General features: G+C 65.1%; 17 protein-coding genes. 3 read left to right on the top strand and 14 right to left on the bottom strand.

What is annotated here, in order from left to right:
• Positions 1–46: 46 nt before the first annotated feature.
• The 6 genes from RY1_RS08065 to RY1_RS08040 all read right to left on the bottom strand — a co-directional run bounded on the left by RY1_RS08065 (position 47) and on the right by RY1_RS08040 (position 4,259).
• Positions 47–922, bottom strand: a complete 876-nt coding sequence (locus tag RY1_RS08065; RefSeq protein WP_084727248.1) for a hypothetical protein — start codon at positions 920–922, stop codon at positions 47–49.
• Between the two features lie 14 nt (positions 923–936).
• Positions 937–1,557: a hypothetical protein gene (locus tag RY1_RS08060; protein ID WP_072802998.1), complete on the bottom strand. Its 621-nt coding sequence runs from the start codon at positions 1,555–1,557 to the stop codon at positions 937–939.
• A 2-nt stretch (positions 1,558–1,559) separates the two neighbouring features.
• On the bottom strand, positions 1,560–2,831 hold the full coding sequence (locus tag RY1_RS08055) for an MFS transporter (RefSeq protein WP_072802997.1): 1,272 nt from the start codon (positions 2,829–2,831) through the stop codon (positions 1,560–1,562).
• The gene (locus tag RY1_RS08050; RefSeq protein WP_072802996.1) at positions 2,828–3,493 is read right to left on the bottom strand and encodes a GntR family transcriptional regulator; all 666 of its coding nucleotides are present in this window, start codon (positions 3,491–3,493) and stop codon (positions 2,828–2,830) included. The genes RY1_RS08055 and RY1_RS08050 overlap by 4 nt, the downstream gene beginning before the upstream one ends.
• 55 nt (positions 3,494–3,548) lie before the next feature.
• Complete coding sequence (locus tag RY1_RS08045; protein ID WP_072802995.1) at positions 3,549–3,746, bottom strand: hypothetical protein; 198 nt, start codon at positions 3,744–3,746, stop codon at positions 3,549–3,551.
• 111 nt (positions 3,747–3,857) lie between these two features.
• The gene (locus RY1_RS08040; protein ID WP_072802994.1) at positions 3,858–4,259 is read right to left on the bottom strand and encodes a DUF2752 domain-containing protein; all 402 of its coding nucleotides are present in this window, start codon (positions 4,257–4,259) and stop codon (positions 3,858–3,860) included.
• 170 nt (positions 4,260–4,429) lie between these two features.
• On the opposite strand from RY1_RS08040, the gene RY1_RS08035 reads away from it, so the two are divergent.
• Entirely contained in the window at positions 4,430–5,299 is an 870-nt protein-coding gene (locus tag RY1_RS08035; protein WP_072802993.1) for a glycosyltransferase family 2 protein, read from the top strand.
• Here RY1_RS08035 and RY1_RS08030 read toward each other — a convergent pair.
• On the bottom strand, positions 5,296–5,907 hold the full coding sequence (locus RY1_RS08030; protein WP_072802992.1) for a hypothetical protein: 612 nt from the start codon (positions 5,905–5,907) through the stop codon (positions 5,296–5,298). The genes RY1_RS08035 and RY1_RS08030 overlap by 4 nt on opposite strands.
• A gap of 142 nt (positions 5,908–6,049) precedes the next feature.
• Here RY1_RS08030 and RY1_RS08025 point away from each other — a divergent pair, with 142 nt between their 5' ends.
• Complete coding sequence (locus tag RY1_RS08025; RefSeq protein WP_072802991.1) at positions 6,050–6,637, top strand: DUF8020 domain-containing protein; 588 nt, start codon at positions 6,050–6,052, stop codon at positions 6,635–6,637.
• Positions 6,638–6,646: 9 nt separating this feature from the next.
• On the opposite strand, the gene RY1_RS08020 is transcribed toward RY1_RS08025, so the two are convergent.
• Positions 6,647–6,991 carry a plastocyanin/azurin family copper-binding protein gene (locus tag RY1_RS08020; protein ID WP_072803083.1) on the bottom strand — a complete coding sequence of 115 codons (345 nt, stop codon included), beginning with the start codon at positions 6,989–6,991 and terminating at the stop codon, positions 6,647–6,649.
• Between the two features lie 51 nt (positions 6,992–7,042).
• Positions 7,043–7,636 carry a hypothetical protein gene (locus RY1_RS08015; RefSeq protein ID WP_072802990.1) on the bottom strand — a complete coding sequence of 198 codons (594 nt, stop codon included), beginning with the start codon at positions 7,634–7,636 and terminating at the stop codon, positions 7,043–7,045.
• 148 nt (positions 7,637–7,784) lie between these two features.
• Between RY1_RS08015 and RY1_RS08010 the strand changes: the two genes are divergently transcribed.
• Positions 7,785–8,207, top strand: a complete 423-nt coding sequence (locus tag RY1_RS08010; RefSeq protein ID WP_072802989.1) for a hypothetical protein — start codon at positions 7,785–7,787, stop codon at positions 8,205–8,207.
• Between the two features lie 11 nt (positions 8,208–8,218).
• Here RY1_RS08010 and RY1_RS08005 read toward each other — a convergent pair whose 3' ends face one another.
• The 5 genes from RY1_RS08005 to RY1_RS07985 all read right to left on the bottom strand — a co-directional run bounded on the left by RY1_RS08005 (position 8,219) and on the right by RY1_RS07985 (position 14,974).
• Positions 8,219–8,917: a (2Fe-2S)-binding protein gene (locus RY1_RS08005; RefSeq protein ID WP_072802988.1), complete on the bottom strand. Its 699-nt coding sequence runs from the start codon at positions 8,915–8,917 to the stop codon at positions 8,219–8,221.
• Positions 8,910–10,991 carry an FUSC family protein gene (locus tag RY1_RS08000; RefSeq protein WP_072802987.1) on the bottom strand — a complete coding sequence of 694 codons (2,082 nt, stop codon included), beginning with the start codon at positions 10,989–10,991 and terminating at the stop codon, positions 8,910–8,912. Before RY1_RS08000 ends, RY1_RS08005 begins: the two co-directional genes overlap by 8 nt.
• A 15-nt stretch (positions 10,992–11,006) precedes the next feature.
• Positions 11,007–12,413 (bottom strand): MFS transporter, encoded by a 1,407-nt coding sequence (locus tag RY1_RS07995; protein ID WP_072803082.1) that lies wholly within the window; start codon positions 12,411–12,413, stop codon positions 11,007–11,009.
• 67 nt (positions 12,414–12,480) lie between these two features.
• On the bottom strand, positions 12,481–13,782 hold the full coding sequence (locus RY1_RS07990) for a GAF domain-containing protein (protein ID WP_072802986.1): 1,302 nt from the start codon (positions 13,780–13,782) through the stop codon (positions 12,481–12,483).
• Positions 13,783–13,903: 121 nt separating this feature from the next.
• Positions 13,904–14,974 carry a 2,3-butanediol dehydrogenase gene (locus tag RY1_RS07985; RefSeq protein WP_072802985.1) on the bottom strand — a complete coding sequence of 357 codons (1,071 nt, stop codon included), beginning with the start codon at positions 14,972–14,974 and terminating at the stop codon, positions 13,904–13,906.
• Positions 14,975–15,065: the final 91 nt, after the last annotated feature.

The raw sequence follows: 15,065 nt of genomic DNA, 5'->3' as shown, positions 1-15,065 counted from the left end.
ACAGCACCTCAGACAAGCCACAGCACCTCGAGCAAGCCGCAGCGCCTCAGGCAAGCCACAGCGTCCCGACGGACCATACGGTGCCGAGCACGAGTGCGGCGTAGACGAGCAGCGACGCGCAGGCGCCGATCCACACGGCCGGACGCACGGTGGACACCCAGTCGCCGCTCGAATCGACGTCGAGATCGTACGGAAAGTCGCTGACGCACCGTGCTTTCGCTGGATTCTTGGTACTCGCGAGGATCACACCCGACGTGTACGGAAGGCCGCGAACACGGATCGAACCGGCGACGCCGTCCACCGTGTAGGCGACGTCGGTGACGTGGCCGGGCCCGCTGTACCACCGACGTTCGACGGTCCACCCGGTTGCTTGCGCCAGCCGTACGTTGTTGTAGGTGATTCCGCTGAAATACGTTCCGACCGAGACTCTGTCGACTCCTGTCACGACGGCCACCGTGCCCCACTTCAGCACGTGTGACCGGTTACCGATGGCCCGAATCCTGGTCACCGCGATCACCACGAGAAGCCCGACGAACGGGATGGGCAGGGTCTTCGGCACGAAGAGCCACAGCGCGATCGGTGCCGTGAACGTCATGAGAATCGCGAAGGCCTCCCACCACTTCCACGACAGTCCGGCGAGCCGGAAAGCAGCGGGTACCGGCCGCGGCGGATCGGACAGGTACTTGGCGACGACGGGGGCAGGCGGTGTCCCGAACGCGCCGCCGACGCTCCTTGCCATACCGAACTGTCCGAGAATCGATCGGACCTGCTCGGTGTCGCGGCTACCGAGTACCGACGGCCCTCGGTCTCGGGCCGCACGCAGTTCTGCCAGTTCACGCTCGAGGCGTGCGAGACGCTCGTCGACCGTTTCGCCGGATCCCGAGTCGGGCTCTCCTGCTTGGGGCTCTCCTGCTTGGGGCACAGCTGATAGTAGGCTCAGAACCACAGTTGCCCGGAGCTGACGACGCCGCCGAGCACGAGCAGTAGGTACACAGCTGCCGTCGCCGCCGCTCCTGCCCAGAATCGGGGCGGTACCGACGCCGACCATCGGCCGTTCTCGTTGTCGTTCAGATCGAACGGAAACTCGCTCACGCACATGGCCTTCGGGGCCGTCGGGTGCGCGAGAATCACCCCGTCGGTGTAGGGAAGTCCGCGTATCTCCAGGTTTCCTCGCCGGTCCGCGGCGGTGTAGCCCACGCGACTGGTCGTGATGTCTCCGGTGAACCACCCTCGGTGGACGCGCCAGCCCGTCGCATGCGAGAGCGTGACGGTTCCCGCGCCGGTGGTCCACCGCTCGACGGAATCCACCGATGCCACCTCACCGGAACGCAACAACGGCCACCACGAGGCGATCCGGCGAATGCGGATGCCCGCCCCCAGAGCGATCAGCCCGAAGAAGGCACCCGGCAGCAGCACTGGGACATGAATCCACAGCAGGACAGGTACCGCGAACGCCACGAACACGCTGTAGCTCTCGCGCCAATCCCACCGCAGTGCTCCGGTGAGGGGAACAGTGATGGGCACCCACCGCGGGACGTCACGCGGAGAGACCGACATAGTCAGGTGATACTAGACGCTTCCGGAGCGGGGTGCGGGGCCGGAAGGTGAGCACTCGATCGAGTCCTCACGAACACCCAGCACAGGGCTGCCAGTACTGCCCCGGCCGTGAAGATGGCGGGGTAGGTTATCGAGCCGGGCCAAGCTTCGGTGAGCGCGGCGAGTATCGCCGGGATCGCGAACCCGAGGTAGGTGAGCGAGTAGAACACTGCGGTCAGACCGGCCAGATCGTTGGGCCCTGCAATTCGTTGCACCTCTTGCAATCCCGACACGAGCGCCATGCCATAACCGCAACCGAGCACGGCTGCCGCGATCAATGCTGCCGCGATGGTCAGTACCGTCGCCGCCCACGCCGCAAGCAGCATCCCGACGACCAGGATCGACAGCGCGACGAGTGCACCACGCGCCCCATTCGGGGTGTCGATCCTGCGGCCGACGGCCTGGATGCCGAATCCCGATCCGAGTGCGATCACCGACATCAACGCCGACAGCGCGATGGGATGCCCACCGCTGCGATCGGCCATCAACGAGGGAAGGACCGCGTAGGCAACGCTCGCCGCACCGAACACCCACGGCGCCAACGGCACGACCACCATCAGGAATCGACGATGGGCCGCGGCGGGAATCTTCAGGTCCGACGCCAGAGTCCCTCGTTCGCCGCGAGGAACTGCCGCGCGGGTCTCCCGCACCCCGATCATGCCCAGCCCGGCAACGATGCAGATACCCACGTGCACGAGATACGGAAGGTGCGTCGGCCAGGGCGCCCACTGAGCGAGTATCCCGGCGACACCTGCACCCAGGGCGAAACCTGCCGTCAAACTCATCGCGGCGCGGCGGGCGCCTGCACCCGGCGCGGTATTCGGATCGAGTGCGGACAGTTCCTTGATCCACGTACCACCGACCGCCATTCCGATTCCCAGCGCGACCCCGCTCAGCACACGGCCGGAGAACAGGACCACTGCGGTATCGGCGCCGATGGCGATCAGAATCGATCCTGCCGCTGCGACCGACGTCGCCGGAAGCATGACGGGACGCCGTCCGATGCGGTCCGACAGCGGGCCGCAGATCAACAGGGCAGGCACGATCCCGATGACGTACGCGAACAGGAACGTATCGACGGTCACCGCTGAGAAGCCGTGCTCGAGGCGGTACATCACCAGCAGCGGCGTGAACTCGTTGCCACCCCACGCGACCGCGAACATCCCGGCGGCGACGAGCATCCACCGGGCCGTCCTCGTCGTGTTCGATGCCTCGGCCCGTGTCGTGTCGGTCATCGCGTGCCGCTCTCGTTCAATCCGTGCACCCGGCGCATGTGAGCATCGACCGCGGTCTCGAAACCGTCCGCGTCACCTGCCTCGATGAAATCGGCGAGTCGAGTATGGTCCTCGACGATCTGCTCGATCTGGCCCGGGTCACGGGCGAGCGAATGCGTCGTCATCCGCCGCTGACGCTCCCGAAGCCCCGAGTAGAACGCGTCGAGCAGCGGGTTGCCGCCTGCGTGGACGATCAGACGGTGAAAGTCGGCGTCGGCGGCACTGAATTCGGCTGCCGTTGTCTCTTGTCCGGTGTCGCGGGCGAGCAGTCGGTGTTGGCGCACCAGGTTGGTCCGCAGTTCACCGACGAGCTCGGCGCGTACACGAGCGTCCCCGACGAGTGCACGGACACTTCCCGACTCGATGAGCCAACGCGCGGAGACGATGTTCTCGGCCTCGCCAGGGGCCACGGGCACGACGAGCGCGCCGCGTTTGGGGTAGAGCCGCATCCACCCTTCGACCTGGAGTCGGAGGAACGCTTCACGCACCGGCGTACGGCTGACATCCATACGACCGGCGATGTCGCCTTCACTGACCAGTTCGCCGCCGGGCAGTTCACCGGTGACGATCATTTCCTTGACCGTCAGGTAGGCGAGCTCCGAAGCAGATTTCGTGTTGGACACAACATAGATACTAGATCTACCCGTGCGTGAGTGGTGACACAGGGCGGAGTGGCCGCTACGGGACCCAGTACCTCGTGGCCAGCTGATCGATCAGTGGGTCGTTCTCGGATGCCTCGTCGAGCGCGGCCAGGTCGTCACCGATCGCCACCAGACGCGGATCGTCGCCCTCCGCCAGTTCGGCGTCGGTCCCGCCGTCTCCTGCCAATTGTTCGAGCAGCTTGGCGCGAACTCGAGCCTTCAACGAGTCGGTCATTCGTCGTCGCCCTTCTTGAACACGCGGCGCGCGGTCGGAATCAGCACGATCAGCACACCGACCAACACCACGATCGACGCTACTTCGAGCAACATGATTCCACTCCTTATTTCAGGGGGCGAGCCAACTACCTGCGGGAACATTCCTGAGGATCGTGAAAGCGCAGACGACCACCACTGCAGATCCGATCAGAATCGCCGGTGGTCGCCGCACCGTCGTACCCGTCATCCTCGCCCGCATCCACATTCCCCATACGCCGATTCCGGCGATCGCCAGCACAACGGCCAGAAGGTTGGCGGAGATCGCCGACGCCACATCACCGCGAATCAGATCTCCGAACGCTCGCGTCGCGCCGCAACCGGGGCACCACAAGCCCGTGGCCGCATGAATCGGACACGGAAGATACGTCGACGTCCTTGGGTCACGGACCGACAGCACCGCCACCAGCGCGCCTGCAACCCCGGCGGCGAGCAGCGGGGGTCCTGTCGCTCGCGAACGGACAGACGTGTTCATGCCTTCAACCCTATAGCCGCTACCGGCCGCGCGCTGATAGGAGCCGAAATGGGCGACGAGAATCTTATTGTCCGATAAGCAATCCAGTCGACCTTTTTCGCTACGAAACCAACTTTGTTGCATTTTGAACTTTTTGACCACGCCGAGACTGTCGATTATCGTGATGCGACATGCCTCTACCTACTTTGTCAGTGATAGTGCCCGTCTACAACGAAGAAAATTACATCGGGCCCTGCATCGCGGCATTGCTGGAGCAATCGGCAGACATCGACGAAATCATCGTCGTCGACAACGGCTCGACCGATTCGACATTGGACATTCTCGAGAAAATCGGCGCCGGCTCTCCGCAGGTCAGAATCTTGCATGAAACGCGTAGAGGTGTCGCACATGCGAGAAACACCGGTTTCGAGGCAGCATCGGCGGCGATCCTGGGGCGTGTGGACGCCGACACGAGAGTCAGCCCCGGCTGGGCCCGCAGCGTGACCGAATACTTCGGCCGGGACGACACTGCCCAGGTCGGAGCCGTGAGCGGGTTGAACAACTCCTACGATTCACCGTTCCGCTCACTCAAGGGCTGGTTCGTCCGGAAGCAGATTTCGCGCGGAATGTTCGGCGGCGAGCGAAGGATGAAAAATTTGCACGGCGCCAACATGGCGCTGAGGAAGTCCACATGGGCCGAGGTGGCGGATCGTGTCAGTGTGCAGCCCGATATACACGAAGATCTGGATCTGGCCCTGTGCATTGTCGCAAAGGACATCGAAATTGCGCAGTTGACCGAAATGCACGTGAACATTTCTCCGCGCCGCGCACTGACCCCACCGATCGAGTTCTACAAGTACATCGATTCGGGGACCAAGACATTCGAACTGCACGGCAGGATGAACAAAACCATTGCGAGGTGGCTCAGAATTCACTGGGCATTTCATATTCTCCTTTTCGTTCTGCACCGACCGTACGATCCGAGCACCGGAAGATACTCGATCAAATATCTCCTGACCCAGGAACGCGCCCGAGGACTTCCTATCGACGTTGCACGCTAGTCGTCGTCCGGCGTGCCCGTGCCCGCCCCTGCGTGGTCGTAGTAACCGACGACACCACCGGCGCCGTGTAGGGCGAATTCGGCCTGGCCACCGCGCGCAGCACCCTCGGCCGTAACCCTTCGCAGCACGACGTCGACGAGTCGATCGAGGTCGTGCCACCTGGCCGCCGGCTCGGATCCCCCCTCCGCGGCGGGGCCGAACTCGATGCCGACCGACTCGTCGAGTGCCCGGAGCTCGTCGAACACGGCACGGTCCTGCACGTCGATCTCGGCTGAGTTCTCCAGCACGACCCGCACGGCCCAGCGGATGTCGTCGACATGATTGCCGAGCCACGCTCGCCGGCGATGCACCGCGCCGAGCGTCGGCCACCGTTTACGCGCCGCCTGACGCGATCGGCCGGTGACTGCCGCGAGGTCGGCGAGGCTGGCGCCCAACCACATTGCGGTCTCCGCGGCGTGCCCTGTCGCTTCGGCAGCTTCGGCTTCGACACGGACTTCGGTGGCTATCGCCTCTCGTAGCGCGAGCAGAGCGGCGTGCCGACGCCGCCGCTCGTCTCCGACGTCGGTGGGCTTGTCGCCGGGATCGAGGTCTGACAACTTTTGGTTCACACACTTACCGTAGCTTGTGAACTCGAGGTTTACAAGAGTTCATCCGAGTGGGTGATTTCGCCGGAATCGATCGTGGGTCGACGACGGGGTCGCTAGCGTCGACAGTGACCGAACGACGCGCGGACCGAAGGTGTGAGCACTCATGAGGGTCACGAGAAGAACACGTACCGCCATCGCTGCACTGTCGAGCGTGGCACTGGTCGCCGGATCCGTCGGCACAGCACAGGCGGAGCCCGCGCCCGCGAACGTCGGTTACTCGACCACCGTCGACAACGGTTCTGTGCGCACACTTCTCGATGCGGGGACGTTCGCGCTCACATCCGACGGGAGCGCGGTATCGATCCTCGATGCCGCGGGTGCGACCGTAGCGTCGGTCCCGCTCTCGTATTCGGTTGACGAACAAGTCCTTCCGATCGCGAGTGCCATCGGCGACGGCGGTCGATCGCTCACCCTGACACCGAACTCGGCGTCACTGATCCACCCGGTGTACAGCCCCGCCGCCTACCAGAACCTGGTAACGCAGATCCAAATAGGCTGGAACAACGGGGGATCCGTCTCAGCCGGCATCGGAGCGGGCATCGGTGCCGTCGTAGGGTGCGTGCTGTTCATCTTCGTCGGTTGCATTCCCGGCGCAGCGCTCGGGGCGACCATCGGAGTCGTCAACGGAGTCACCAGCGCCAACCCCGCAGCCACCGACGCAGCGTTCGAATTCATCCGCACCCTCCCCTGAAACCGATCCTCAGGGTTGCACGACGACGGTGCCCAGCATGTCGGGGTGCGGAGTGCAGTGGTAGCTGTAGGTTCCCGGTTCGGTGAAAGTGTGCGTGAACGTATCCGAGACCATCAGCGGGCTGCGAAAGGACTTGTCGTCGGCGACGACGTCGTGCGTCATGCCTCCGTCGTCGAACACCCAGGTGACCGTCTCACCTGCGGAGATCGTGATGCTGGACGGCGAGTACGAACGATCGATCACCGTGACCTGGTTCGGAACGGGCGCCGGCTTCTCCTGCGTCGTCTGCGAGGAACATCCGGCGACGACGACCGCAGTCAGCGCAACGGCGATGAGTGCTCGTCGTGTATTCACCGGCTCCACACTACCGACGGGCCATGCCCCCGCTTTTCATGTCACCGCTTTTTACGTCACCGCTGTTCGTGCCGCCGCTGCGGTCCGCTGGGTGTATTTCACCGCGATCACGAGGAGCACGATCGGCACTATCCAGTTGAGCAGCAGGTCGACCGACCTGGTGCCCTCGCCGGGATCGCTCAGCGGCTGTAGTGCGCCCGCCACCAGATGACCGACGCCCATGACGAGCAGCGTCGCACCCCAGAACAGGCTGATCTTCCGGTTGGTCGAGTGGAACTTCGGGCTGTCCCAGTACTCGCGGTCCACCGATTCACGTGCATACTGCTCGGTGAACGGCACGGTCACCACCGACACGAGCATCACTGCAGCGAGCACGAGCGTCGTGCCACCGCGGGCGAAGTCCGCGAGGAAATCGTCGACCGATTCTCCGCCGACGAACCCGACCACCGCAATGGCCGCGAACAGCACCACCGCCGAGGCCTCGATGATCTTGATACCACCGCTGCGCTGGTAGTACGCGATCCCCACAGCAGCTATCGCCGAGATCAACGCCGCGAACGCAACCTGATTGTCGCCGAACCTCTGGGTGAGGATCGCGAACAGAATCCAAGGGACCAACCCGAGTACCATCTGACCGAATTTCATGTGGCATAACAGTCCTCGCCTGCACACGCGAACGCACGCCAACGGAGGAACTTCACCCGAAGTGGGTGGGCCTCTGCGCCCCGATGCCAAGTGGTGAGCTCGGGTAACATCGCCACGAACATTCGACTTGCGAGAGGCTCCGAGATCCATGACGACGCGACGCGCTCGTATCTCCGCTGCACTGATTTCCGCCGTGATCGTCCTCACGGCGGCGTTCCTCGGTACGGGCACCGCTCAAGCCCGATTCGTCCCGGCGGGATCGATCAGCCCGACCGTCGGCTTCGACCCGGCCGCAGTGATCCAGTGGCGACTCGACCAGATATTCGTCAACCAGCCGATCTTCGTTCGCGTCGATCCGGCACTCCCCGGACTCACGGACTTCACGCTGAACAACTGGTGCAACTGCGCCATCAACTGGTTCAACAACTCCACACAGATCGGCGGCGTCGCATTCCCCGGGCCGCTGGACACCGGCCCCATCCGCACCGGATCGGGCGACGTCTCGGCGTGGGTCGAGATCCCCGGCGGACTGACGGTCGTCCGCGGCGCAGGCAACTGGTGGGTTCCCTGATTCGAGCCTTGTTACCAGCGGGCGGCGATGTGCAATCCCCGTAGCCGGTCGTCCGGGGTCCGGCGCGGGCAGCTGGTGCATTTGTCGGCGGCGTCGGTTTCGTACAGCAGGCAACACGAGCAGCGCTCGGTGAATCTTCGGCCCGCGACGTCGACGAAGCGCGGCGCAGGCATCGGCGCCCTCATGTCGTCGATCAGCGAAACCGCGAATTCGCTTCCCAGCGCTCGATTCCCGAGCGCGGCACCGACGTCGAGACACCGGTTCGCGATCGAATCGGTCGCGATCGCCCACAGCGCCTTGACCCGCGCGCCCGAGGCCGCGGACACCGCGTCGACGAGTGCCCCGAACGACTCGACCATCGCCGCTGCCAGCCCCTCGACGTCGAGGGTTGCCTCGCCGATCACACCGCCGAGGGAACCGTCGGGCCGGAGGAAGCACCGTGCATCGTCCAGCCGCGGATCGGCGGCTTCGCCAACTGCGAGAGCGGTCGCGATCGGGACGAACGCCATCGTCGAACTCGCGGCGTACCACCAGAGCGTTCCGTTCACGCGCGCGTCCGAACACCCCCACCGAACGCCGATCTCCCGGACCCGCTCGCGCATCCACTGCGCGTCGAGCATCACCGACGCCGGTAGATCGAACGGCCCGCTCAGGTACTCCCCCAACGCCGGAACCTGCGCGGCGGCCCTGACGAGCGCTGATTCAGGCACGGGTGAACACCTCGCCCATCGTGCGGTTCAAGGTGGCGAGGGATCGAACCGCACTACGCACCGATCCCGGAGTGTTGGTCGAGGTGAGCATGACGTCGAAGGCCGAGGTTTCGGTGAGCTTCTCCGGCGGCTCGACGTGTTCGCCCGCCAGCGCTCGCTTGACGTCGGAGATCGTCGTCTTGGTGACGTCGGCGGCCTCGCGTAGCGCCTTGGCGGTTGCCTCCGACGGGCCGTTGCCCTTCTCGGCGCGCGATGCCCCGACTCCGGCGCGGGCGAGCGCGTGGCCCGAGCGGTTGCTGACGGTCATGATGCGCAGAAGTCGTTTGGCGCCGCGCCTGGTTCTGGTGGTCGGGCCCATCTCGAGCGGTTTGCCCGCGGCGACGAGTTCTTTCAAAGCGTTGTCGAACCTGCGCATGTCGGCGACCAGATCGGTCGTCTGCCCGGGTTCGACGACCGAGGCAATGCTGGTGTCGACGATTCCGGACATCAGGTCGAGGTAGTCGTCGATCTTGGTCGTCATCGTCGATCTGGTTCCGGTGGAGAAGATGAAGTACGCCGACGCGATCCCGACGACGCCCCCAGCGGCGGTCTCGTAGATCCGCAGTTCGAGGACGTCGACGCTGAAGGTGCCGAGCAGGCCGTACAGCATCGCGAGCATCACGGTGATGAAGAACGCGAGCAGTGCATAGGCGACCGTGACGAGGTAGAACGCGAAGAACACGCACACCACCAGCAGCACCAACTGCAACGGCTGGTTGTGGCCGACCAACGCGGAAAGTACCACTCCTGCAAGAACTCCCGCTATCGTCCCGACGACGCGATGGCCCGCCCGAGACAGTATCTCACCGCGCGTCGATGCACCGGTGAACACCAGGAACGCCGTCAGTACCGCCCAGTACCATCGATCCGGCGAGATCAGCTCACCGAGAATCGTTGCAGCACTGGTTGCCACGGCCACCTGGATCGCCGCCTTGGTGCTCGGATTCAGCCCGGCGTCGTCGCTCTGCGTCTCCTCCGCTTTCGGTTTCGGCTCCGATTCGGACCTCAAGGCGTTGCTCGTGATGTGGTGGATGGCGATGTGCGCCTGCACCGCTCGCATCGCGACGGTCGTCGCGATGCCTGCCTGGGTCGACGCGTCGGCCTTGTCGGCTGCCGATGCAGCCAGCCGTCGTGCCGCGCGCAGCTGATCCTCCGAGGGATTGTTCTGCAGACATGACCCGAGCGCCGTCGTTGCCTGTCCGAGGGACGTCGGCCACGACTTGTCCGGGTCGAGCGCCCACAATGCGCTGACCAGTTGCTCCGTCGCGATCTGGGCGTCGAAGATTCGGATGGACAGATCCTCGTTGGTGACGCTGAGAAGCATGGCTGCGTCGTTGCGGTCGAGCCAGTCGTCGATCATGAGGGCGGTGCTGCCGAGCCGGTCGAGCTTCTTGCGCAACAACGTGAGATTGCGATCGCGTCTGTTGGACGCCACCTCCAGCACGTCGATGCAGGCGGCGCGCAGCGCGCGGACGAGCCGCTGCACTTCCACTCGTGGGCGGTCGGGCAGTATCACCGTGCGTACCAGGAGCGAGATCGCAACGCCGACAACGATCGACACCGTCAGGATGGGAATCTGACTCGGTGTGGCACGAAGGAACAGGGAGAAGAAGTAGCAGATGAACGCCACCATGCCGAGCGCCGTTCCTCGTTGGCCGTAGCGCCGCACCCATACGGCCGCGAACAACACGAGAATGAACCCGACGTCCGCTACCTTGCCGAACTGCGACAGCACCGCCGACAACGACACCGCTGCCACAGCCGGGAACACGAGCAGCAGCGTCGTGACGACGCGGCTGCGCTGGTCCCTGTCCTTCACCGCTGCCGAGGATTGCATCGCGACGACCGTCCCGAGCATCGCCACCGTGATGGGCTGTCCGATCAGCTTCGAGGCGGGCAGCAGCACCGCCATCGCAAGCACAACGGTGATCGTCGTCGCGGTGGCAGATCGAAGGCGCAGGCCACCGGGGTCGGAGACGGCGAGGAAGCGGGCCGTTTCTCCGACGAACCGACCTGGGGCGAGCCGAGCGTGCATCCACAGAGTGTGCGCCTACGCTGCCGGTGTGCGCGTGCTCGGTGCAGAATTCGACGGTTCATGCACCGCCCTCGGGTGCATCCCGAGCGCCGCCAGTGCCGATGCGACGCCGATTCCGCTGATCACCCACCAGGCAGTGGTGAATCCGGCCTGCCCGTCGATCGACCCGAGGATCGCGACGAGGGCGCTGATGCCCGCGACGGTACCGATCTGACGGCTCATGTTGACGATCGCGCTTCCGGTGGCACCGACCGCGGCGGGGATGTCGGCCGTGGCGGAGGAGAGGATGGTCGGCAGCGCGAGTCCGACGCCTGCGCCCGCCACCAACCAACCGGGTAGAAACGCGGTCACGTAACCGGGCGTCGTATCGACCGACAGCAGAATCAGCACCGATCCGGCGGCAAGGAGCACGCAGCCGATCGACGCCGTGACACCGGGGCCGACGCGTCGGGCGAGTCGCTGGCCCAGATAGCTGAAGAGCGGCACGACGGCGGGTCCTGGAGCAATCGCGAGTCCCGCGGCCAGCGCGGAGTATCCCCACACCTGCTGCAGCCAGAAGATGTTGGCCAACAGCCCTGCAGCGAAGGCCGCCGAGAACAGCAGTCCGGCCAGGTTTGCCCATGCGAACGTTCGAACGCGGACGAGAGCGGGATCGACGAGCGGCGACGGATGCTTTCGGTTGTTGCGCCAGAATGCGCCGACCGCGAGAGCTGCCACCACGAACGAGGTCACGATGCCTGCGCTGCTCCATCCCCAGTCCGGGCCCTGGACGAGTCCGAGTGCCAAAGTTCCGATTCCCACCGTGAGAGCCAATGCCCCGGCGAGGTCGAGCGTGTCGGCAGGGTCTCCGGCGGCCGAATCCGGCACGAACCGGAGGGCCAGTACGACGAGGACGACGCCGATGGGGATGTTGATGACGAACACCCAACGCCACGACAGTTCGACGAGCAGGCCGCCGACGACGGGTCCGAACGCTGCAGCCAGCGCACCGAGCGCAGCCCAGACTCGAACAGCACCCGCTCGCTTCTCCGCGGGAACCGCGTCGATCAGCAGTCCGAGGCTGGTAGGGGTGAGCAGAGCTGCGCCTGCGGCCTGCAGAACTCGGCCACCGATGAGGATCTCGAGCGTCGGCGCTGCCGCGGCGAGCACGCTGGCGGCGGTGAACAGCGCCAGCCCGAGTACGAATCCGCGTTTGCGGCCCACACGGTCCGACCAGCGCCCGAGCGGAATGAGCAGCGCCGCGAAGACGATCGCGTACACGTTCAGTATCCAGCTCAGCTCCCCCAACGTATGCCCGGGAAATGCCATCCCGATGTCGTCGAACGCGACGTTGACGACGAACAGATCGAGGCTGGCGAGAAAGGGCGCGCCCGCCAGCACCGTGAGTAGGAGCGGCAACGATGCCTGACTTTTGTTTTGCATAGCCAGAACCATACACACACTCGCACCCGGAGCTACGTCCCAACGTAACTCCGCGCGCACAGCCCGGTCAGCGCACGCGTCGCGCCCGGACGGCCGGCGCCGTCGAATGCGGAAGCAGCCTGCTCATGTCCTCGGGAAAGAGAAGTTCGACGGTGGCGGACTCGTCGAACCGATACGGCTGGGTCAACACGATGCCGGACAGATGCTTGCGCAATCGCGACATCTCGGCGCGGACGGTGATGGCCCTGCCGTCGTCGCCGAACAGGTCCGCTGCCATCTGCGCGGCGCTGCGGCCCTCACGGTTGACGGCCAGCAGATAGAGAATCTCGGCGTGACGCGGCGTCGGCTCGTGCGTCCATTCCCCGACCTCGCTTCGAATGCGCACCCTGGTCTGCTGGGGATGACGCAGATCGATGCTGACCGTCGTCGAATTTCCGGTCTGTGACGGGGTTCCGCTCTCGCCCTCCCCCGCGGGTCGGACGAGCCACCCTCCAGGGAGGGGTTCGAAATCGCACACGCCGAGAGTAGGCAACCAGAAGCGGCCGGTGGCAAGATCTTCCGGGAGCAGCACGCGGTTGCGCAGTGCGATGGACTCGACGGCGGCGACCCATCCGTTCGCGTCGACCGCGAGCGCAGGCGCCTGCAGACGGGCGAGCATCGGCGCCGCCACAGAGCGAAGACGATCGAGGTTCTGCCGATGATGTTCGCGCAGTTGCGATTCCGCCAACCTGGCGATGGCGTCCACCAGGGCCAGCGTTGTCGGGTGCACGGTACTCGCCGGCCCGCTGACATCGACGGCTCCGATGACGTGCCCGGTACGCGGATCCTTGATCGGCGCACCGGCGCAGGTCCACGGATGATGGCTGCGCACATAGTGTTCCGCGGAGAAGATCTGCACCGCGCGCCGCGACACCAACGCGGTGCCGATCGCGTTGGTACCGACCGAGTCCTCCGCCCAGCTCGCGCCCTCCACGAAGCCGAGCCCGTCGGCGCGGTCCAACACCGACGTCGAGCCACTACGCCACAACACTCGGCCGTGCCGGTCGGCGACAACGAGAATGTTGTCGCCGTCCTGCACGACGGATTCGAGCCCGCGCGCCAGGTCGTCGAGGACGTCGAACAACCCCGATTCCCGACGGCTCAGCTCCAGGTCCGAGACGTCGATCTGTTGCGCGGCGACGCTGCGCTGTTCGGGGTCGATTCCGAGGGTCTGCAGCCGGCGCCAGGAATCGCCGATCACCTCTCGCGGCCTGGCCGGGGACTTGCCTCCCGCCATCGTGGCGTCGTACACGGCCGTGAGAATCTGCGCGTAGCGGCGTGGGTCTTCACCGGCCGCCAGCGCAGGTTCGGGTCCTGTCGACTGAGTCATCACTGACAATTGTGCTCCAGATCACGTCAGAGGTGCAAAAAGGCAGATCAGCGGACCACCGGACCGCATCGGTGCGATGCGCGGCCGATTCCCTGGCCACCGCCGGTGCCGAGTGCGACGCTCATTCCTGTGCCTCGTTCGTCCTTCCCGCTGCGGGGTCGACGAGAACCTTCATCTTCGTGCCCGCGTGCAGCGCCTCGAAGCCGTCGTCGATGACCGATTCCAGTGCGATCTTGTCCACCCACCCGGTCGTGTCGTACTTGCCCTGCGACATCAGGTCGATGACGGCGTCGTAGTCCGCCGAGGTGTAGCACAGCGATCCCTGGATGCGGGATTCGTTCATCACGATCTTCTGAAGCGGTGTCATCAACGGCTTTTCGTAGATCGCGACGCTGATCAGTGGCTTGCGAGCGCCGATGCATCCCAGCGCCGTTTCGACTGCAGGCTGCACCCCTGCCGCGTCGTAGATGGCGTCGGCGCCGCGGCCGTCGGTGGCGTCGGCGATGAAGGCGGGAACATCGACCGACGTCGGGTCGAGCGTTTTCGCGCCGAGCGCTTCGATCGATGCCCGACGCGTCGGCGACGGCTCGACGACGTAGACGTCCTGCAGTCCCTTGCCGCGCAGCGCGAACCACAGACCGATGCCGATCGGGCCTGCCCCGAACACCATTGCGGTGTCCTCGGGTCTCGGATCGCCGAGAGTTGCCGCATGAAACGCGACGGACATGGGCTCGACGAGCGCTCCCAGTTCGAGCGAGACGTTGCCCGGGAGCTGGTGAATCATGTTCGTCGGCACGACCGTGTATTCGGCCATCCCGCCGTCGGACATCAGGCCGTGGAAACCGATCTGCTGACAGATGTTGTAGTTGCCCGCGCGACACGGTCCGCAGTGGCCGCAGCGGTACAGCGGCTCGATTGCCACGCGGTCGCCGACCTTGGTGCCGGTCACTCCTTTGCCGACCTCGGTGACCGTGCCCGAGAACTCGTGCCCCAGTACCAGGGGTAGCTGCTGATTCGTCAGCGGATGCGGCTCGGTGGGGATGAATATGGGTCCGGCGTAGTACTCGTGCAGGTCGGTTCCGCAGATCCCGTTGTACCCGACCTTCACCTTGACCTGGCCCTCACCGGGGGACGGCTCGGGGACGTCGGCGATCTCCACCTTGTTCGGGCCGTAGTACACAGCTGCGCGCATCGGGTTCTCCTTGGGTCCAGTAGACGATGCACGTATGTCTATGTGACCTGGCGCACAGAAAACAGGGTTGCAGAGCGTTGCAGCCGCCTGC

The sequence above is a fragment of the Rhodococcus yunnanensis NBRC 103083 genome, assembly GCF_001895005.1.
In the GTDB taxonomy this organism is placed as follows: Bacteria; Actinomycetota; Actinomycetes; order Mycobacteriales; family Mycobacteriaceae; genus Rhodococcoides; species Rhodococcoides yunnanense.
This window is presented reverse-complemented; position numbering and strand designations above follow the sequence as displayed.